Source organism: Bacillota bacterium, assembly GCA_012518215.1.
Taxonomy (GTDB): domain Bacteria; phylum Bacillota; class Dethiobacteria; order DTU022; family PWGO01; genus JAAYSV01.
Map to the genome: position 1 here is coordinate 1 of JAAYSV010000043.1, position 21,599 is coordinate 21,599.

General features: G+C 48.7%; 17 protein-coding genes. 3 read left to right on the forward strand and 14 right to left on the reverse strand.

What is annotated here, in order from left to right; translation table 11 throughout:
• Both GX364_06645 and GX364_06650 read right to left on the reverse strand, forming a co-directional pair.
• Positions 1 to 526: LuxR family transcriptional regulator (locus GX364_06645; GenBank protein ID NLI70522.1), on the reverse strand; the 526-nt coding region annotated here is incomplete at its 3' end.
• A 181-nt stretch (positions 527 to 707) separates the two neighbouring features.
• Entirely contained in the window at positions 708 to 1,319 is a 612-nt protein-coding gene (locus tag GX364_06650) for a hypothetical protein (protein ID NLI70523.1), read from the reverse strand.
• Positions 1,320 to 1,631: 312 nt separating this feature from the next.
• On the opposite strand from GX364_06650, the gene GX364_06655 reads away from it, so the two are divergent.
• Together GX364_06655 and GX364_06660 are read left to right on the forward strand one after the other, a co-directional pair.
• The gene (locus tag GX364_06655) at positions 1,632 to 4,097 is read left to right on the forward strand and encodes a glycosyl hydrolase (protein NLI70524.1); all 2,466 of its coding nucleotides are present in this window, start codon (positions 1,632 to 1,634) and stop codon (positions 4,095 to 4,097) included.
• A gap of 419 nt (positions 4,098 to 4,516) precedes the next feature.
• Complete coding sequence (locus GX364_06660; protein ID NLI70525.1) at positions 4,517 to 5,155, forward strand: GNAT family N-acetyltransferase; 639 nt, start codon at positions 4,517 to 4,519, stop codon at positions 5,153 to 5,155.
• Positions 5,156 to 5,205: 50 nt separating this feature from the next.
• On the opposite strand, the gene GX364_06665 is transcribed toward GX364_06660, so the two are convergent.
• From GX364_06665 to GX364_06675, 3 genes are all read right to left on the reverse strand, one after another.
• Positions 5,206 to 7,275: a hypothetical protein gene (locus GX364_06665; protein NLI70526.1), complete on the reverse strand. Its 2,070-nt coding sequence runs from the start codon at positions 7,273 to 7,275 to the stop codon at positions 5,206 to 5,208.
• A 39-nt stretch (positions 7,276 to 7,314) separates the two neighbouring features.
• On the reverse strand, positions 7,315 to 9,411 hold the full coding sequence (locus GX364_06670; protein ID NLI70527.1) for an MMPL family transporter: 2,097 nt from the start codon (positions 9,409 to 9,411) through the stop codon (positions 7,315 to 7,317).
• Positions 9,412 to 9,528: 117 nt separating this feature from the next.
• Positions 9,529 to 10,140 carry a TetR family transcriptional regulator gene (locus GX364_06675; GenBank protein NLI70528.1) on the reverse strand — a complete coding sequence of 204 codons (612 nt, stop codon included), beginning with the start codon at positions 10,138 to 10,140 and terminating at the stop codon, positions 9,529 to 9,531.
• A gap of 262 nt (positions 10,141 to 10,402) precedes the next feature.
• Between GX364_06675 and GX364_06680 the strand changes: the two genes are divergently transcribed.
• Positions 10,403 to 11,419 (forward strand): 4Fe-4S binding protein, encoded by a 1,017-nt coding sequence (locus GX364_06680; protein ID NLI70529.1) that lies wholly within the window; start codon positions 10,403 to 10,405, stop codon positions 11,417 to 11,419.
• A gap of 45 nt (positions 11,420 to 11,464) precedes the next feature.
• Here the strand turns inward: GX364_06680 and GX364_06685 are convergent, their stop codons facing one another.
• The 9 genes from GX364_06685 to GX364_06725 all read right to left on the reverse strand — a co-directional run bounded on the left by GX364_06685 (position 11,465) and on the right by GX364_06725 (position 21,512).
• Entirely contained in the window at positions 11,465 to 11,893 is a 429-nt protein-coding gene (locus GX364_06685; GenBank protein NLI70530.1) for a phosphatidylinositol kinase, read from the reverse strand.
• Positions 11,894 to 12,425: 532 nt separating this feature from the next.
• A complete protein-coding gene (locus tag GX364_06690; protein ID NLI70531.1) occupies positions 12,426 to 13,244 on the reverse strand; it encodes a CPBP family intramembrane metalloprotease in 819 nt (272 codons plus the stop codon).
• A gap of 89 nt (positions 13,245 to 13,333) precedes the next feature.
• Positions 13,334 to 13,750, reverse strand: coding sequence for a DUF4870 domain-containing protein (locus GX364_06695; protein NLI70532.1), 417 nt, complete (start codon positions 13,748 to 13,750; stop codon positions 13,334 to 13,336).
• Between the two features lie 251 nt (positions 13,751 to 14,001).
• On the reverse strand, positions 14,002 to 14,652 hold the full coding sequence (locus GX364_06700) for a leucine-rich repeat domain-containing protein (GenBank protein ID NLI70533.1): 651 nt from the start codon (positions 14,650 to 14,652) through the stop codon (positions 14,002 to 14,004).
• A 152-nt stretch (positions 14,653 to 14,804) separates the two neighbouring features.
• Positions 14,805 to 17,963 (reverse strand): DUF4981 domain-containing protein, encoded by a 3,159-nt coding sequence (locus tag GX364_06705; GenBank protein NLI70534.1) that lies wholly within the window; start codon positions 17,961 to 17,963, stop codon positions 14,805 to 14,807.
• Positions 17,964 to 18,126: 163 nt separating this feature from the next.
• Positions 18,127 to 18,852, reverse strand: a complete 726-nt coding sequence (gene nagB, locus GX364_06710; GenBank protein ID NLI70535.1) for a glucosamine-6-phosphate deaminase — start codon at positions 18,850 to 18,852, stop codon at positions 18,127 to 18,129.
• A gap of 32 nt (positions 18,853 to 18,884) precedes the next feature.
• Positions 18,885 to 20,225: a phosphoglucosamine mutase gene (locus tag GX364_06715; protein NLI70536.1), complete on the reverse strand. Its 1,341-nt coding sequence runs from the start codon at positions 20,223 to 20,225 to the stop codon at positions 18,885 to 18,887.
• A gap of 73 nt (positions 20,226 to 20,298) precedes the next feature.
• Positions 20,299 to 20,691: a hypothetical protein gene (locus tag GX364_06720; GenBank protein ID NLI70537.1), complete on the reverse strand. Its 393-nt coding sequence runs from the start codon at positions 20,689 to 20,691 to the stop codon at positions 20,299 to 20,301.
• Positions 20,691 to 21,512 (reverse strand): TIGR00159 family protein, encoded by an 822-nt coding sequence (locus GX364_06725; protein ID NLI70538.1) that lies wholly within the window; start codon positions 21,510 to 21,512, stop codon positions 20,691 to 20,693. The genes GX364_06720 and GX364_06725 overlap by 1 nt, the downstream gene beginning before the upstream one ends.
• Positions 21,513 to 21,599 lie beyond the last annotated feature (87 nt).

A 21,599-nucleotide genomic window follows, 5' to 3' on the forward strand; every position in this document is an offset into this window, starting at 1 on the left:
CACCGAGTGTCAGCATGGATAAACCAAGCCCCGTGTACGGAGAGAGGTAAATAGCACTCAATTTCAAGAGAATCATCAGGATATTGGTATAGATTAGCCCCACGGCGGCAGTTTTCACACGTTCGTTTCTGGGTGTACCACTTCTGAAGTAATAACCCCATCCGGCAACAAAGGCGCTGCTTGAAAAAGCGCTTAGAGCCAGAGCAATGGCCCACAGTGGAGAAGGTGGATAAAAGAAAACGGCGGAACCAATGATGCAAACAGCCATCGAAATCAGCATCAAACGCTTCGCTATTTTCTTGCTCTTGATCAGAAAACCCCAGAAAAGCAAGCCTGCCACCGTGGCAGCCACTGCAGCGAGAGTCATTTGTTGGGGGTTGATACCGAACATTTCAGCAATTTCGAGAAATATCTGCCCTTGAAAGGGCAATGACAACATCCACGAAGAAAAAAGAACCAGAACAATGATGGAAAGACTACGTTCACCTGTAATGGGGTAATTTCCATGGACTTTTTTTTCTGTCATTCCCACAGCCCCCCTCTTCAGATCCAGGGAATATCCCCCGATAAATAACGTAACTTCGGTTTGATTATAATGCATTATCTTACCATATTGTCATAAAAATTTTTTATTTTCCCCCGAAGCTGCCGGATAAAACAACTGACAATTGCGACCGGTAACAGTCGGTACAAACCCCCGTTGCGGATTATGAACCGCTCAGCAGTATCGCTTCTACAAACGCGGCTACAATCAATAGCAAGATACTGGTCACGGCAACAATCGTTTCAGGCGTGTCAAATTTGATTTCTTTCAATTTTCTGGTCTCCGCCCACCGCCTGGCCGGGAAGGTGCTGGCAATATATAGTGATTTCGTGAGTGTTACGGCGCATGCCAGTGCATAGGCCGTCGTCTCCCACAGGCCTACTTTCAAATATTGAATATTTGCCTCGTGGACATCCACAAAGGGAAATTCAAAAGAATTGGATCCTGCTACAATTCCTGTAACGATACCTTGAACAAGCAGAATCAATAACCCGGGCGTGAATACACCGAACCTGACAAAAATATTGCCCCCTGCGATGAGCAACAGAAGGATCAGGTTATTGCCTGAAATGGCCAAAAAAGTTTTGAAACACCCCCCCGATCCCCTGTCCATATACCCTGTTTCAGGAGCACCCATCCAGGCATCGGGGTTGTAAAAATAGTTGATAGCAAACACTATCCACATTACCGCCTGGAATGCAACCCAGATAATTATGACTCTTCTGTACACGTTAGCCCGGTACAAACCCAGTATCCTGTCCTTGATTGTTTTCAAGTTTCATCCGCTCCTTTTGAAATCATCCCCGATCCACCATCAGGAACCTGGCAAATCAAAACCATCCGTGCAGGGCAGACCCCATGATTATACATATCAAGAAAGAAAACAATCAACAAGATAAAAATGGGTGTATTCTGCCAATGGGGATGTAGGCAGCCCGGCTAGCAGGAGCAAGGTATAATTCATTCCATACCCCGGTACCTGTCAGGTCCCGAATATGACGGATTGGCACGGCCAGATTATTGACACTCCGCACAAATATTTGTTATTCTTGATCTGGTCAGAAAATATACTATCGGGAGGTTCACAATGTCAACAAAAATAAATCAAATATTGGCCAAACTTACCCTGGAAGAGAAAGCCGCTCTGTGCTCGGGAATAAATAACTGGGAGACTACCCCGATAAAAAGGCTGGAAATACCCGCCGTGATGGTGGCTGATGGCCCCCACGGCCTTCGCAAAGAGGTCGAATCGGCAGCCGTCACCAATGTATTCAAAGACACCGTTCCGGCAACCTGTTTCCCTCCCGCGGTTACCCTGGCCAGCACCTGGGATACCGATCTGGCCCGGGAGGTTGGCAATGCCATTGCTTCTGAAAGCCTTGATCAGGGGGTATCAACAGTACTTGGACCGGGGATAAACATCAAAAGAAGCCCCCTGTGCGGACGCAACTTCGAATATTTCAGCGAGGATCCCTACCTCACCGGTGAACTGGCTGCCGCCTACATCCAGGGGGTGCAGGAAAACGGTATCGGCACGTCGTTGAAACATTATGCCGTCAACTCGCAGGAATACCGCAGATTGACCATCAGCGCCGAAGTTGACGAACGGGCCCTGAGGGAAATCTATCTCAAAGCCTTCGAGATAGCCGTCAAGAAGTCACAGCCCTACACCATCATGTGCAGTTACAACCTCATCAACGGGGTACATGCCAGTGACAACCGGAAATTGCTGGGGGATATATTGAGGAAGGAATGGGGATTTGAAGGCATGGTCGTCTCCGACTGGGGTGCGGTCAATGACCGGGTCAAAGGCATCGTGGCCGGACTGGACCTGGAGATGCCTTCATCCAATGGTATCCTGGACCGGGAAATCATCGAAGCAGTCAGATCGGGGCGCCTGGATGTCAAGGACCTCGATATTGTCGTTGGAAGAATTCTGCAATTTGTATTCAGATGTGCCTCCACCAGGGAAAAAACGGCCACATTCAAAGCGGATTACGATAAAAACCATCTTCTGGCCCGGAAAGCCGCTGCAAGCGGTGCTGTCCTGCTCAAAAATGAAGACGGCATCTTGCCTTTTCCGGATGGTGCAGACCTGGCCGTGATCGGTCAGTTGGCCCGAAATCCCCGCTACCAGGGCAGCGGAAGCAGCAGGATAAACCCCAGAAAACTGGTCAGTTTCTGCGACCATATGGACGCGCTCAATGCTCGTTTTTCCTACGCCCCGGGATATACCCTGCAGGGAGATGGATATGACAAAAAATACATCGACGATGCCGTTGCACTGGCCAGGAACAAAGAATACGTTCTCGTCTTCATTGGTTTGACCGATGAATATGAATCCGAAAGTTTTGACCGTACCCATCTGGAGATGCCCCGGGGCCATAATGAACTTGTCCGCAAACTATGTGAAGTGTCGGACCGCGTGGTCGTTGCTCTGAATTGCGGTTCACCGGTGAATATGCCCTGGCTGGACAGGGTGGCTGCCGTTCTCAATCTCTATCTGGGTGGGGAAGCAGGAGGGGAAGCAGCCCATGATCTGCTCTTCGGGATGGTCAACCCTTCCGGGAAACTGGCTGAAACATTTCCTCTGCGCCTGGAAGATGGGCTTTCTTCCGGATATTTTGGCATGGGGCCCAGGAGAATTGAATACAGAGAGAGTATTTTTGTAGGGTACAGGGATTACGATACCGGAAAAAAAGAAGTCCTCTTCCCCTTCGGTTACGGTCTTTCCTACACGAATTTTTCCTATGCGAATCTTGAACTCGGCGCCGATAAAATCAACGAAAACGATACCTTGACCGTCAGTTTTGAACTGAAAAACACGGGCAAACATGATGGCGCGGAGGTAGCCCAGATCTACATCCGCGATACTGATTCCACCGTTTTCAAAGCCGATAAAGAACTCAAAGGTTTCAAGAAGGTATTTTTGAAAAAGGGTGAAACCCGAACGGCCACCATTGATCTGGACAGGGATGCTTTCGCTTTTTACAATACAAAGATCGGCGATTGGTGTGTGGAAAGTGGCGACTACGAGATCCTGGTCGGTTCATCTTCCAGGGATATACGGCTGCAAGCAACCGTCAAGATAGATGCCGTCAAAAAGGAAATGCCCGACCTGAGACACATCACCCCTTTCTATTACGATTTTCATGGTGCAGTGGAGGTCCCGTTGAAACAATTTGAAGCCCTGATCGGCAGGGAAATGCCACCCGATACCCCCGTGAAAAGAGGGGAGGTCGACTTCAACAGCACCATTGGCGATATCGGTATCACCATCTTTGGAAAGATCTTCAAATGGGCCATCCACAGATTCTCCACCATAGTGTTGCCCAAAGATGCCGAGGAATTTGAAAAGATCATGGTCAGAAAGGGTGCCATGTCCCTTCCCTTGCGCAGTATCTTCGCCATGACAGACGGAGCCGTAACCTACGATGCCACCCGGGGGCTTCTTGTGGCCTTCAACGGACAAACATGCAAAGGTTTGTTCCATTTTGCCAGGGCCATGCTCGCCAAAAAACCGCCCCGGAAAACCGAAATATACGTTAAATGACACAACCCCGGGGAATGCTGCAGTCAACTTTTTCTTCCGTGTCACATTTCCCCCCTGACCCAATATGCCACTACCGCCCGATCACCTGCATGCCTATCCGACCTGACAGCCAGATACCCCTGTTACCCATGAAAAAATTTGTCAACATTGTCTGAACACGCATTCATTCAAAGAAATATGCCGGGGGCATCGCGGCCTTCAATTGCCGAAGACAGGATTGGCGGTAAAACAACGGGAACAGGAGAAAAATGCGCTGCAAGAACAGGTGTCAAAGCTAGCACTTTTTTGAAATAGCCGATGACACCATGCCATTCCGGAATTACCCCGGCTGGCAGGAAATCAAACCGTACTGATGGTATTATATATACAAGTCAATGATCGCTGTGTACTTTTGAAAGGGAGCCCTGAAGAGCAAAACCATGATAAACTACCAGATCGCCGGTATGGAACCCCGGGACAGATCAGCAATCAGGAAGATATGTTGTGATACAGGGTACGTCGGTCAGGACATCAGGCCGTACATCGATGATGAGGAATTATTTGCTGATTTCTGGACTCTCTACTATACCGATTTCGAACCACAATCCACCTTTGTAGCCAGGGTTGGCGACCTGACCATAGGATACCTCAACGGATGCCTGAATACCCAGCGCTACAATCGCACACTGGCAGTGAGGATAATTCCCCGCCTTCTTTTCGGGGCAGCCCGGAAACAATATCACATCGGTAAAAAAACAAAAAAATATATACGGGACATGTTTTCGGGAATTTCTGCGGGAAACCCATACCCCCCGCTCGGGCTTTACCCCGCCCACCTGCATATAAATATCGACAGGGACTACAGGCGAAAAGGGATCGGGGAAGCATTGATGAACCGTTTTTTTACACACCTTCAGGCGCATGGTATAAAAGGAGTGCACCTGGGTACAACTTCATTGAACAGAAGCGCCGTGCCATTTTACGAAAAAATGGGATTCAAACTTTATTCCAGGGTGAAAAATGATTCCTTTGAAGGCCAGAAAGCTTTCTCCCTGACCTACGTCAAATCTTTTCATTGAATTTGAATCCGCCAAAAGCCATCGAGCTGCCCGGCGTCATTTGTTGTCGGTTACAACAGGTGCATCAGAAGGGTCAAAGATGAGCCGACAAAGGCAAATAAATTCACAATGCGTTCCCACAGGCCCACCTGCCTTCTCTCGGGTGCAGCCCCACCCTCTTTTTTATCGCTCTTTTCTTCTTCCTTTTCCACTTTCTTCGTCTGCAACAGAAATTGCACATTGCTGTTTATATTTCTTTCATCCATGAATGACCTGTAACCGTTGGCCAATTCCTCCATCCTGTCCACCTTGGCCTGGCCAAATCTCATCTCATCTATCCCCTCGATCAATCCTTTCTCGATCTCCACGATCCCACGATCATGAATTTCCTTGATGCCATCGGCTAGCAGACGCGGGGCATTTACCAGCTGATCCAGAGCTTCCGGAAGGTCGGCCAAATGATCATCCATCTCATTTTCAAGTCGGTTCAGATTGTGCCTGACCTGATCAAAATCAACCCGGTTCAGTTGATCCCGGACAGATTCCAAAGCATCCCCAAACTGTTCTTCCCTATCCGTTCTCCCATCATCGGTAGCCGGTGGAAGATCTTCATCCAATTTTTCTTCATCGCCATTGCCTGGTGGAAGATCCCCTTCTTCCGGCCCGGCATTTGCGGGATCGTCAACCGCATCCCCGGCTCCTCCATCCTCTACAAATATCTCTTCCGGCAAGCCGTCTGAATTCTGTTCATCATCACTATTTGCAGCAGCGTCCATGCCGGTTTTGTTATCTGCCGCTTCTGCAGCCCCCGATCCTTCCGGACCTGCAACAGCCATACCCGAAACAGAAGGCCCGGTCCCGGCTGTTTCAGCGGGCAATCCCTCGATCCCATCAAGCAAATCAGACCACCTGTCGGAAAAATCGGGATTTTCATCGGTAAGGTCTGGCCACTCATCAGGCCATTCATCGGGCAAGTCAGGCCATTCATCGGGCAAGTCAGGCCATTCATCGGGTAGATTGTCAATGACATCTTCCAATTCATCAGTTATATCCGGCAAATCCTGGATCCTGTCCAGCAACTCTTCAAGATCATCCCTGCTGGTATTGTCCAGCAGATCTTCAATGGCTTTTACCAGTTCTTCGTTATCTTCAAAGAATGTTTTCAACCCTTCCGTTATCTCCAGGGCCATGACCCGAAAACTCTCGAATTCCTCGATCATCACGTTCAGAGCATCATAAAGTTGCATCAATCCCGACCCGATCTGGGTCACGCCATCGAGCATCTGTACAAAATCATCTTCGAGGTCGATGTCCGGAATGGGCGGCATCTGGGGCATTATGGTCAAGGTGATGGGGTTAAGCTCGATATCTACAGCCTGCATATCAATTTCTATCTCTGCATCCGGCAAGGGAAAAGTCATGAATCCCAGATTTATCGTTTCACCTACCACCACCTGGGAACCGTTGGTTGCACGTATATCCGAAAACTTCTTGCTGTCAACGGTGCAGGTACCCTGAACGACCATGGGAACGCAATTCTCGTCTTCCCTGGCCACACGCCCACCCTCATAACTATCATAGTAGATCAATCCGTTTTCTTTCAGTTTGTTTTCAAGATTGATGATTATTTTCAGATGGCCGCTGCGGCCTGCCACCTCGGCGGCACTCAGCTCCTTTCCGTCGAGCCGGTAGGTGATTCCAATGTCCACGGGCAGTTCCTGCAAGGTGGTTCCCTCGTAGAATATATCACCTTCATCGAGGCTTTCCTGATCCCACACCACATGGTCATCATTCAGCATCGGAATTTTCTCCGATTTCATGTTATTGACGGAAGTGTAACGTCCGTAATCAACGATGTTATCCAGGGATCTGTTGTCCATATCGTAAATCCAATTTACCACCTTCAGATCGGCTACCGTCCCATCGGCATTCAACACCACATAAACGGTTTCATTTTTGCAGGCAGATGCCCCCGGCCCATCCCCAACGGCGATCTTCTGATCCACCTCTTCCGGTCTGGTGTCTGCCGCTATATCCCCGTTGATCTTGATCAGATCATGCCCCGGCATGAAAATCAGGGCCGACACCACCAGTGCCACCGAAACTGCAAGATAAGCAATCTTGGTCAAATGTTTTCTCATTTCGAAACTCCCTCCCAAGGGTTCTATTATTGGAATTTATCAATCCAAAGGCAAAACGGTCTCCTTTGCTTTGGTAATCATCGTGGGCCAGCCCTTTGTAGTCAACTGGAGCGGTTTTTCCATGATCAACATCATCGCGGGCAACCCAATAAATATGACGATCATGCTGATAATCGCACCTCTACCTATCATTTTGGTCATCTCTCCCGTCGTTTTGATACTGGCAATCAGGGAGATACCAAACGTGGCTCCAAACATGGTCAGAGCACTGGTCAAAATTGAACGCCCCGTATCCTCGATTGTCTGCCTCATCGCGTCTATCCTGCGGGAAAAATTGAAGATATTTTCCTGGTATCTCGAGGCAAACAGAATGGCATAATCTACAGTAGCACCCAGCTGGATCGCCCCTATGATCATCGGTGTCAGCGAGCTGACCTGCTGACCCTGCAAATAGGGAAAACTGACATTGATCCAGATGGCAATCTGAATCGCCAGAATGAGGATAAAGGGTATGGCGATAGATCTGAAGCTTATGGCAATGATCAGGAATATAAGAACCACCGAGATATAAAGTACATTGCGGGCATCGGTATCAACCAGTGAGGCCATGTCACGGGTCAATGCCGAATTCCCTGTAACATAATATTCATCATGCAATGTGGAAGCGTGACTCCGGATATCATCGATAGTGATGAACACATCAGTTTCATGATCGAATTTTTCCAAAAATATGAGAAAATAGCGATAATCTTCAGCCACAAAATTTTCGATCACATCCTCGGGGATGAACACCTCCGGTATAGCCATGTCCACCTGTTCTGAAATCCCCAGCACCGAATCAACGCCTTTGACCGTTTTGATCCTGTCCACCAGTTCTTTCTCCTTGACCCGCCCTTCGTTGCGGGTAATCAGATAGGCCATGTCCATGGCCCCGAAGCTGTCCATGATATCGTTTGTTGCCTGCACCGAGCGGGCATGAGCAGGCAGATAATTTTCATTGGAATAATAGTAATCAGCCTTGCTCTGGGCCAGATAGGCGGGGACCGCCAGGGCAAGCAGGATGATCACAAAAACCCAGCGCCCCTTGATGATCCATCGGGCAATCGACTTGAAGGAGGGCAGCAATATCCTGTGCCTGAATCTGCTGGTGAAGTTGTAAGCAACCAGGATCAAACTGGGTAAAAAGGTCAGGTTGACGATCAGGCTGATGATGATCCCTTTCCCCAGCACCAGACCCATATCCCTTCCTATGCCATTTTGCATCACTGTCAGGGCAAAAAACCCGCCAATGGTGGTCAAGGCACTCGAGGCTATTGTCATCGCCGTCTTGGATACCGCCGTTTCCATGGCCTTCAAAACGGAAGGATATTTTTCTTTTTCTTCTTCAAAGCGGTGCAGCAAAAATATGGAGAAATCCATCGATATACCCAGTTGCATCACGGCAGCGATGGAAGCAGTCATGAATGATATCTCGCCCATGAAGATGTTTGTGCCCATGTTGATGATGACCGCCACTCCCACCGAGATCAGGAAAAGGAGGGGCTCTATATATGAAGAAACGGAGAGGGCCAGGATCAGATAGATCGTTGCCACGGCAATGATCATGTAGATTACCATATCCTTCTCGGTAATCACCTGCAATTCATTGATGATCGCCGGTTCTCCGCCAAAAACGGTATCATCATCAATCAGATCCTCTATTTCACGGGACGCCAGATTGGTCTGCAACGAACGGGCATTTTCCTCGAACAACACTTGAAGCAAAACCGAATCTCCGGAAATAAACTGTGTTCTTATATCTTCTTCTATAAACTCTATGGGAACGAATATATCGGTGTAATCATCAACCCACATGACAGAATCTACGCCTTCAACTTCCTCGATCCTTTTCTTCAGATTCTGCACTTCCCACAATTCTTTGCCCCGGACCATGATAATACCCACACCGGAAAGGCCAAATTCCTCTTCCAGCAACTGTTCCCCCTGTTTGGAATTCATATCATCGGGCATGTAGGACAGAATGTCGTAGTTGTTGGGAGTTAAAAAATATCCAATAGCCGCAGGAATCAGAAGAATGACGTAGACTACAATAATGGGGATTCTATATTTTACCGCAAAAACACCCAGTTTTTTCACCGATGGCGACGCTCCATTTAAACATATGTTTTAATCGTTTGTTTAATACTACTATGCAACAACAATTTTGTCAACACCAGACAAATAAATAATGCGATTTCAATTTTTGTGCGGAATTCATGAACCTAGCACACAAGATAGCAATTGATCAATAAGTTTTTTTCGTACCTTTGCATCACTGATGTCGGCCTTGGGCATTTTCCCCGAACCATGATACAACAATACGGGATTGATAATCCCCGACATCAGCAGCATCACACCAATGGCTATTTTCTGTCCATCGGTCTCTCCGGTGGCCTCCCTGATGACCAGTTCCAGGTTTGCTTCCGAATAATCGATAAGTTCGATGATGCCGGAACTTTCCTGGCCACTGCTTACGATCCTGTCGGCCAGCATGAACAGGACCCCCGGGTAATCGATCAGATGTTTCATCATCCTGTCAGCCCATTCATGAAGTCTTTCCTCCAGCGTCTTTCCCGCATCGTACAATATCCTGTAGATAGCCTCGGTCTCCCGGGAAAAGTGCGCCTCCAGTTCTGATTGCAAATTGTCTTTGCTGCGAAAATAATAATTTATGGAAGCAAGGTTCACATCCGCCCTTCCGGCTATATCCCGAACGGTGGCATTGATATTGCCCTCCCGACCCATCATCTCAATAGCCGCCGCAATTATTCTGGACTTGGTGTTCTGTTTGCTCATGAACTTCATCACCCGCCTTTCCTCTATCATGGATGGCATCTCCCCGGGAGAACCAACCCGTCATGATTTCATACTGGTGTTTAAAACAATTATATAAATCTTTGGCGGCCTTGGCAACCCATGATGCAATGTTTCTCCATCTTTGCAAGAAAGTTTCTTCTGGACACTGCCTGTCTGCAATGAATTGACATCGGGCAAGATCTCTCACCTGTACAAAAGAAGGATTACAGTGTCCAATCGTAGTAATATTTTATAAGGAGCATGAGGAACATTTTTCGGAGGTATTTGAAGAATGCAGTACAGAATACTTGGCAAAACCGGCCTGAAAGTATCGGAAATAGGGTTCGGGGGGATCCCCATCCAGCGGGCCACCATGTCCGAAGCGAAAAAAGTGATCCTGAAGTCACTTGATCGGGGGATAAATTTCCTGGACACAGCCAGGGCTTATACAGACAGTGAAGAAAAAATAGGGGCTGCCCTGGCCGGATCTGGCATCCCCAGAGACAATGTGATCATCGCTTCAAAATCAATGAATCGTGATAAAAAAGGGTTCAAGGAAGATGTGGATTTGAGCCTCCGGCTTTTAAGAACAGATTATCTAGATCTTTATCAGATCCACAACGTCAGCAATGAAAAACAGTTGAATGCGGTATTGCAACCCGGTGGAGCACTTGATGGAATCAAGGAAGCCCAACGTGAAGGCAAAGTTCGTTTCATCGGCCTGACATCGCATCTTCCCACGCTGGCAGTCAAAGCCCTGAAAACGGAAAATTTCGATACAATTCAGTTCCCCTTCAATATCGTTGAACAGGAAGCAAATGATCTCCTTCTTCCCCTGTCCCGCAAAAAAGAAATCGGAACCATCATCATGAAGCCCCTCTGTGGCGGCGCATTGACCTTGAAAAAAACTGCACTTCAGTATCTACTCGGTTTTCCCGTATCGGTGGTAATCCCGGGAATGCAATCGATCGATGAAGTCATCGAGAATACTTCCATATCGGGCTTGCCCCCCGACAAAGAGGCACTGGACAGATTGCGGGAAGAAGCAAATAAGCTTGGCAGCCGCTTCTGCCGCCGCTGCGAATACTGCCTGCCCTGTCCGCAGGGTGTCAATATTTCTTTCATCTTCCTCATGTTCGGCTACTGGAAAAGATATGGCCTCAAGGAATGGGCCCGGAACCGTTATGACAGCCTCTCTGTAAAAGCATCGGACTGCATCGAATGTGGAGAATGCGAAGAAAAATGCCCCTACAACCTACCCATCCGTGAGATGCTCAAGGAGTGCCGGGAGGCCCTGGAAAATAAATGACCAATTTCGCTACCATGTAGTTTCCATACCTGCAACCGGGCCAACTCAACCGCGCCTCCGCCTGCCCCTGAATCGATCTTTCCTCCATTTACCGCTGAGTACCTCTCCGTCCGGTAGTGTCATCGTACCTTCTCCATGAAACAGCCCATCCTTGAATCCCCCGATGTACCTGTAACCTTCCGGCAGAAAGAAAATCCCTTCTCCATGAAATCTGTCTTTCCTCCACTGCCCGATATACGATTGACCGGTAGAAGTTCCAAGCGTTCCATACCCATTTGCCTCGTTTCCTTTCCATTCCCCTGCCAGGTACGATCCATGCCCCCAATAAAATACACCCTGCCCATGCATCTGCCCATCCTCCCAGTCCCCCGAATAAACGCTTCCATTTTCAAAAGTGATGGTCCCTTTACCATGGGGCACCCCATTCCGCAATTCACCCCTGTATTCTGCTTTGCCCACCAATATATCAATCATTTTTGCACCACCCCTGCATATTTACCTGTTGCCACTGCGCCCTTATTCATTGATACGAAAATATCATTATCATTATGCCATGATTCGTTGACTGTCCATGTATAATACAAAGTTCTGATGAATCACCATTCAATCAAGAACAAGTAGTGTTCCGTTGACCCTCTTTCCTTTCCACGGCGGTGATCTTTTATAAAAAAAGCCCCTCCCGGAGAAAAAAAAGGGAGGGGATTAGAGGGTTTGCAAGGTAGGAAATTGTAAAAAAGGGGGAAAATCCTACCTTGAATTCATTATAGTGACAATCTTCCATCATTCACAACCCCTTAAAAGAAGCTTCGTGACAGCATGTTGTCAGTATGTTATGCTGAAAATTTTATAATATCCTGGAATCTGTAAAACCTGCAAGATGCCATTCAAGGGAAAAGGAAATTGTTTGCCGGGGTATTTCACTGTGACACCATAATTGCCATATGTCACATTCGCTTGTACCATGGCTTGCACGTGAAATATACGAGCTGAAAGCAAGAATATCGTGTTAGAAGGTCAAAGAAGTTGCTGTCATATTCCTGTGAATATAGTTGAAGGTTATCAGAGCAAGGACAACAACCCCCATAGCCCCCAGGGTCAGCCAGGCAGGTTGAAACAGAGCCCCGTCATTGAACCCGGGGATACAAAAAAAATGATTGCCCAGAACAGCCGTGGCATTGTTGACTGCGTGAGCAAAGATGACCGCCATCAGGGATCCTGTCCTGTAAAATATATATCCCAGAAGAAGCCCGGCAAAGAAAGCAGGAATCATCTGCCAGACATTGATGTGCATGGCCGCAAAGAGAAGTGATGATAGGATGATGGAGGCCCATGGAGTATAGCGCTTCAGGAATCCCCGCAGGATGATACCCCGAAAAACTATCTCTTCCAGAATCGGAGGGATAACCGCGACCCCCGGCAAGATAATCCAGATATCGGCCAGGTATATGCTGGAGAACACCTCTTCCCACATATCTGTTACCGGATAAACAAACCTGACACAGTTGTCGATCTCCGAAAGTACAAAAGACAATCCCACGAACATGGGGATAAACAGCGGATACAAAAACCATGCGGTTCTCCCCGGGCCCCGAAGACCCTTGCAACTGTAACCGGAACGCCAGCAGTAAAAGGAGATGATTATCAGCCCCACGCCGGAGGGCAGGAGAAATAAATTTAAAAACAACATGGAAGATGAACTTTGGTTCACACCCATGTATGCTCCCCAGAAACCAACAAGCAATCCCCCTAGCGATTGGAGAATGACCAGAAAGATACTGATACCAACACCCTGAAGAAAAGACGGGTAAGCAGTCTGCTTTACCATCGGAAGATCTGTCCCCCTCACTGTTGTTACCCTGGAACGCATTTCATGACAAAGGTGGAAAAGGCGACCCTGAAGTGAATTGAAGGCGGTCAATCTTTGGATCGGAATTTCTGGGAAATCACCCGTTCTTCGGCCAGATCGCCGATGATGGGCAGTTTAAATGCTTCCCCCTGGCCAGCCTTGAAAACAAAGATAACCAGGACCAACAATGCCAGATAGAAAAGGATAATAAGCAGCCAATCAAGAAATTTCAAGAGGATCAGGAACCCCGCGTAATTCCACAATTCCAGAGCCACTGTCAAATGGTCTATACCGGCCAGGATCAAAAATAGGACAGTGAAGGTTCCAAATGTCATTACCGACTGCATGGCATGGAATCGAATAAATTTGTTTTTCTTCTCCACAAGAAGAATTATGGCCCCGGAGATCCAGCCAAGCAAATAACTGACTACCCCCCAGAAGCGCTCCCTGGAACCGATTTTTTCCGCCTGATCATTGCCTTGCATCAATAAAATGTTCACCCGCCCTTTCGTTGAGCATCATCATCATTATAATTAAATAAGTTATGCAAAACAAGGAGTATCGGCAAATAAAAAGCTCCCGGGGCCCACATTTCATGCCATTGTTCACATCAGTTTCCATATCATCCATGCAAACGCAGCCAGCAAACAGAGTGCCACCGCCAAAAATGTGAAAGTTCCCGGGTTACCCTTCTGCTTCGGCCCACACCATGGGAACCCATAAAAATCTTTCTGCCTCAATATCGCAGGTCAGGGATCCTTTCCAACAGTTCTTCAATCCTTGCTCTGCTTTCTTCCTGGCCCATATCAAGTTCGTTTCCACTTAAATCAACATATTCCAGCAGGGGGAATATGTTTGTTGCAAGAACAGAAATGTCTGCAATTTCATTGCTCGACAGATCCACCCATCGCAGCGATTTGTTGTTGCTCAAAAGCGAAATGTCAACGATGTTGTTACCATCAAGTTTCAGATCTTCAAGATATGGCAAACTGCTCAGCGGAGTAATATCGATGATGTTGTTGTTTGAAAGGTGCAATCTGTACACGGCCGTCAGATTGCCAAGGGGTACAAGGTCAGTGATCCGGTTACTGCAAAGACGCAGATCAACCAGATTCACGGCATACTCCAACCCCCTGAGATCTTCAATTCCCTTGTTCTCCGCAATCAGGTCAACCAGCTGTTCCATGTCGGCGACGGTAAGTAGTTCACCATGGCTCTTCCCGAGTTCTTCCCGGATAGCGGCCTCCAGATTGATGTCGGGAATATAGAAATCGGCGGCCGGGAGCCGCCTGTCATGCACCTCTGTATGCTCGGGGCTGCACCCGTACAGGCAGTAGCCAGCCATCAGCAATGAAAACAGACAGATACAGGCAGTCGCTTTTTTCATGGTCCATCGCCCCCCTTCCCAGGTTTACAGATATATATTCCCCAACCTTGTTGTTCTATGTCTACAAGCAGAGAATGCCCCTGGAAAAGGCCCCGCCACTTTTCAATGCAACATGAAAAGTGGCGGGGCTTGAAACATGAAACCGGAAATATCTATTTCTTTATCATTTCATCAAGACTTACCCCACATTTGACCGTAAAACCATAACGGTAAGTCAAACCCCTCTTGAGTTTGTATTCGTCATGAAGCATGAGCAACCCGGGCTTGTCACCGCCTACACCTTTCTGCTTGTAGTCAATATTGAGGGTTATATTTTCCCGGGATGGCAATTCGTGGATATGGCTGGCACGGAAAAGGTCATTCATGGTATAAGGCCAGGCACTGACATTCAAAAGTGTGCCCGCAGCATCTTTGAAGAGCAGGCCATCCGTACCTTTCCTGTCGGACATGATCATCCACCGCACCTCGGAACGATTTCCGTTTTCCTGTGGAACCAGATAATCATGAGCCACTTCCTCCACGGGCAGAGAATGAATGGCAATAATTCCGCTTTGGTTACGGTCAAGCATCGTTTCGTGGGGGCCCTTGCCAAACCAGGTCATCTGCCGGAACTGGCCCGGTATTTCCAGCTGCATCCCCAGTTTGTTCATATTGATAAGGGGAACAAATTCGGTAAAAACATCTATCTCCCCGTTACCGTGTATGGAGTAAACATTCAGCAGTGGCCGTCGGCCAAACAATACCCTGGAGGCCACCGTTATTTCTACGACAGAGGGATCAACCTTGCCGGACCAACACTTGATATTGATCACCCTACGGGTTTCCCCGGCCCTTTTCCACAGGCTGGGCCGATTCAACAAGGGGACATGATTGCCAACACCAGCGTCGTTGCTGGTGGTAACACGCCAGAAATTGGGCCGTAGCGGCGAGGCGAGATATTCACGCCCCCCGGCCATCAGGGAGAAGATACATCCGCTTTCTTTCTCCAGGCCCACGCTGAAATCATCACCATGGACAACGATTGAACGATCTGTTTCCTCCATATGAAGTGGCTGCATGCCCGCCCTGTGAAGCGGGCCGGGCAATTGCTTCTCGAAAGGCAGTTTGAACTGCTCCCAGGCCACGATATGCCCCGCCGGCGCCCAATGTTCATTGCCTTTCAAAGCAAATTCAACGAGCAGATGGTACTCCATACCCGGGCGCGATTCCGGCCTGGAAAAAGGAATCGTCACCTCCGCAGTTTCCCGCGGGGAAATCGGGGGCAACTCGATTTTCCCCTGTTCAATCACAGCCCCGCCTTCGGTTATTTTCCAATCGGCCGTAACAAAATCCAGGGTCCGAAAACTGAACTTGTTCTCGATCCGCACCAATCCCTTGCGAAGATCTACCTCACTTACCCCGATTTCCTGGTATACCTTTTTGACCTCATGCAGTGCAGGGTGCGGTGAACGATCTGCAGCAACTATACCATTGCCGCAGAAAGCCCCATTGTTGGGCTTATCGCCAAAATCACCGCCATAGGTCCAGAAATCTTCTCCATCTTCTGTTTTGATCAGTATGCTCTGATCAGAAAAATCCCATATCAGGCCCCCCATACAGCGCGGATATTTCTCGAACAGATCCATGTATTCCTGGAAGTTGCCCAGGCTGTTTCCCATGCAATGAGCATATTCGCACAGCAAAAATGGTTTGTCACGATATTGCCATTCCCTGACCACCCGCCCCAGGGGATTGTTTCCCTCCGGAAGCCCCGCAATTACAGTTTTTCCACGGCCAACCCGGTCAACCAGCCGGGGCGGGGCATACATCATGCTGAAAATATCGGAAATATCAAGAACATGGTCTCCCTCATAGTGTACAGGCCTGGTCAGGTCTACCCGTAGCGCTGCCTCCTTCATCTTCCGGAAGTTGTCCCCGTAGCCAGCCTCGTTGCCCAAGGACCAGATAATGACGGAAGGATGATTTTTATCCCTCTCCACCATCCGCACCATGCGGTCCACACAAGCTTCTGTCCAGCGGGGATTGCTGCCGGGAATCCTGAAACGAAGCCCGTGGGTTTCAAGGTCGGCCTCATCGATGACGTAGATACCATAACGATCACAGAGATCATAGAAACCCGGGCTGTTGGGGTAGTGGCAGGTACGTATAGCGTTGATATTGTTGGCTTTGATCAATCTTATATCCTGTTCAGTGATCTCCAGGGGAACCGCATGGCCGTGAAGGGGATGAAATTCATGACGGTTGACACCCCTGATCTTGATGGGCTTGCCGTTGATCAGAAAACAACCCGCGTCAATCTCTATCTTGCGGAAACCAAAATAGCAGCGGCGGATATCGACGATCTCGCCGGAAGACCCTTTCAGACCGAGGATAACCTGATAGAGGTTGGGTATCTCCGCCGACCATTTTCGGGGGTTCTTTACCGGGCTTTCCAGAACAAAAGATGATTCGCTACCCGCTTTCACATCTATTTCTGTTTCGGCCAGCACTTCCCTTTCCACGAAATAGCCTTCCTCATCAAGAAGGATAACTTCCAGACGGTAGTCGGTTGCATCCTTCCCGTCATAATTGATTATCCGTGTGGTAACATTGATCACAGCATCTTCATAATGTTCATCAAGGTCGCTGCGGATGTAAAAATCACGTATGGCAAGGCGGGGAACGGCCATCAGGAAAACATCCCTGAAGATACCGGACAGCCGCCACATGTCCTGATCTTCGAGGTAACTACCGTCAGACCATTTGTAAACCTCGACCGCTACCACGTTGATACCCTCCTCGAGAAATGGGCCAATCTTGAATTCTGCCGGAGTCATGGAACCCTGGCTGTAACCCGCATATTTACCGTTGACCCACAGGTAAAACGCCGATTTTACTCCGGCAAAATGAATAAATATCTCCCGATCCTTCCACTCATCAGGAACAACGAATTCGCGCCGATACGACCCTACGGGGTTGTCCGAATGACTTATCCTGGGTATACACAATTTGCTCAAACTGTATGTATGGCCAAAGTTACGATAGTAAGGAATACCATAACCCTTGATCTCCATGTTGGACGGCACTTCAATTTCATCCCAGCCGGCAACATCATGATCCGGTCTGAAAAAATGCCGGGGCCGCTCGCCCGGGTTTGGCGACCAGCGGAATTTCCAGGGACCGTTCAAATCTTGAACAAAAGGGGACCCTTCATTTTTCAACGCTGTTTTTCGATCGGGAAAAGGTATCGACGTGCATCTGGCCGCTTCTTTTCTGTAGCCAATTATCTCCGGATCTTCCCACTCATACTTGTCGAAAATTTTTCTGTTCATTTTTACCTCCGTTGCAGCCAGTTTTGTCTGATCGGGAAACCACCTTTCCCTGTAGCATAAATTCGTGAACGGCCCATCAGTTACCTGCTATGTTTTTACAACGTTGCCGGTGGAAATGATAGAGAAGTACCGGGCGGAACGAATGCCAAACATCGGCCCTGACTCATAGAAGTGAAGCAGCTTCACGGTCCAGAACAAGAACACATCTTCTGTGAAGCTGCAACAGTGAAGCAGGAACTGCAGTGGTGATTGGCCCGTTAACGGTCCGTTCTATCGCCCTGGCCTTGTTTTCGCCGCTGGCCAGAAGCATGATTGTCCGGGCGTGCATGATCGAACCCACCCCCATGGTGATTGCCCGGCGGGGCACTTCATCCATGGAATCAAAAAAACGGCTGTTGGCCTTGATCGTTTCCGCGGAAAGATCCACCAGATGCGTTTCAGCCTTCAGTTCTCCGGCCGGTTCATTGAACCCGATATGGCCGTTAACACCGATCCCCAGGATTTGCAGATCGATTCCTCCGGCCGCTTTGATTTCAAGTTCGTAATTCCGGCAAGTCCTTTCGTGATCTTCTTCGAGGCCCGCGGGAATATTTATCTGCTCGGGCGTGATGTTGACATGTCCGAACAGATGGCGATGCATGTAATAATGGTAACTCTGTGGATGGCCAGGCCCAAGGCCGATGTATTCATCCAGGTTGAAAGTAGTAACATTCTCGAAACCAATCATGCCCCCGTCATTTGCCTTCACCAGCTCGCGGTACAACCCTTCGACCGTGGAACCGGTCGCCAGCCCCAGTACAGTATCCTTTTTGCGACTGAGCTGGTCAGCCACGATACGAGCGGCTTCCACACTCATCCCCTGGTAATCATCTACAATATTAATCTTCATCAAGATCCTCCCCCGGACAATGTCATGTTATTTCAACTGTTCAGTTCTTTGACAAGGATAGATACCAGTTCGGTAGCCAGGTTATGCAAAATGGATTCATCCTTTTCGCCTTCGACCATGATACGCATCATCGGTTCCGTCCCCGAAGGACGGACGAGGATCCTCCCGTAAGGGCCAACCCTGTCATGGGCATCTTTCAGCGCCTGTTTGAAAACAGGACTGTCTTCCCATCCATCCTTGCGGCTTACCCTGCAATTCACCAGCACCTGCGGCAAACGGGAAAGCATCGTCCGGTAGGAAGACAGTTCACGGCCTTCCTCCTTGATGATCCGGGCCAGTTGCAACCCCGTCAGAATGCCGTCACCGGTGGTAACGTAATCGGAAAATATGATATGCCCGGATTGTTCCCCTCCCAGGTTGAAACCGCCCTCGACCATCTTTTCCAGAACATAGCGGTCACCCACAGCCGTTCTCACTACCTTGAAACCGTTTTGTTCCGCCGCGATATCCAGTCCGCCATTGCTCATCACGGTAGCCACCAGCGTATTTTTCTTCAAACGGTGTTTTTTTCGCAGATATGACGAAAAAATGAGCATCAGCAGATCTCCATCCACGACCTCACCATTTTCATCAACAGCGATCAGCCTGTCGGCATCCCCGTCAAAAGCAAGCCCCATCATGGCCCCGGTTTCCCTGACCGTTTCCTGCAGAAGACGGGGATTGGTTGAACCGCAACCGACATTTATATTCGTACCATCGGGAGCATCGTTCAAAGTCGTTATCCTGGCACCCAGGGCAGAAAACAGTTCCGGGGCCAATTTGTAGGCTGCCCCATGGGCACAATCGATAACCACGTGCATCCCGCTCAGGTCCGAGCAGATTTCTTTCAAAAAACGACCATAAATATTGATGGCATCGTGGTCTGTCTCCACCTTGCCTACGTCTTTTCCCCGAGGGCGGGGCAGGTGGTCTTCACTGAAATAGAGTCTTTCCAGTTCCATTTCCATGTCATCGGACAGCTTGAAACCCGATGCGTCAAATATTTTCAAACCATTATCTTCGATAGGGTTATGCGAGGCAGAGATCATTATCCCGGCCACCGCTCCCCGTTCCCGGGTCAGATATGCCAATGCCGGTGTGGGAAGTATCCCCACATCGAGCACATCCATACCCGAAGAACAGATGCCGGCGTTAATAGCCGATTCCAGCATATCACCGGATTTGCGCGTGTCCTTGCCCACCACAATAAAGGATGATGCACGGTCCTCCTTCAGAAGGAAAGCACAGATGCGTCCGATACGATAGGCCATTTCCGGGGTCAGTTCCCGGTTGGCTACCCCCCTTATTCCATCGGTACCAAACAATTTTTTCAAACAAAAAACCTCCATATCCATATTCAATATATATTATGGAACAATAATGCGATCGCTACCGGGGGCACCCGTTTTACTTTTGTTGCCGGATCTTCACCTCTGCACTGACCGGCAAGAAAGAAACGATGGAAAGCCCCTCGGGCGGATTTATTTTTATGTCAACTTTATGATCGCCGTTTCCGATATCCTTCAGATCAACAAATGCCACCATGCTTTCCGGGCCTTTGTCCTGGAGATTTTCCGGCAACCCTTCCAGAACAACACTCACACTTTCAGGCATTTCCGATACTTCCAGGCTTTCCTCAAGATTGACGTAGACAAGCGGGACATCCTCCAGGATCTTTCTTTTGGGAAGAACCTGGAACAATGTATCACCGACCACGAATAGCCAGAGAATCACGGCCAGAAATACCGATAATAAAATGATGGTGAGGTGTTTCTTGTTAAAATATTTTGCCAGTAGCATCAGGAAAACCTCCATGGCCAGATGTTATTGTTGCCATTTATGCTGCGCGGTGCGCAGAGTTCTTCCAGCAGGTTGCGCAGTGATTTCTCGTCGAGATAGCGGGTCAGCCTCCCCGCATAGGCCAGAGAAACGACCCCCGTTTCTTCCGAAACGATGATCACCACGGCATCCGTTTCCTCGGTAACGCCGATCGCTGCCCGATGCCTGGTTCCCAGTTCCTTGCTCAGGTTCGGCCTCTCGGTAAGGGGAAGATAGCATCCGGCGGCGACAACCTGATTCCCCCTGATGATTACCGCGCCATCGTGCAGCGGGCTCCGGGGGAAAAATATGTTGATCAGCAATTCTGCCGAAATGGTTCCTTCAACGCTTATGCCCGTCTCGATGTATTCCTTGAGCCCGGTTTCCATCTCCACCACTATCAACGCCCCGAAACGTTTTTTTACCAACACCGGAATGGCCTTTACAATCTCATTCAAGAAATGATCGAATTCCTTGGGCCCCCACGGAGAACGTTGAAAAATCTTGCCACGTCCCAGTTGCTCCAGAGCCCTTCTCAACTCCGGTTGAAAGACAATGGGAATAGCGATCAGGCCAACGGTCATGGCCTGACGGAGAATCCAGTTCAAAGTGTTCAATCCAAGTTTATCACTGAATACAGTGGCCAGGAGGAGCAACACCAATCCCTTTACAAGCTGTTCTGCCCTGGTACCTTTGATCAGAAGGATGAGGCGGTAAAAAATGACAGTAATGATGAGTATATCAATGATATCCCGCCAGCCAAGATTAATTTGTTGCAATCCAGCAATGATTCGTTCCAGTATCCACAAAAGAATGACCCCTCATCTATTTATCCCTCAATATTAGAATATAAAATGAAATATGCAATTTTGCAAACCCTATTTTTATCC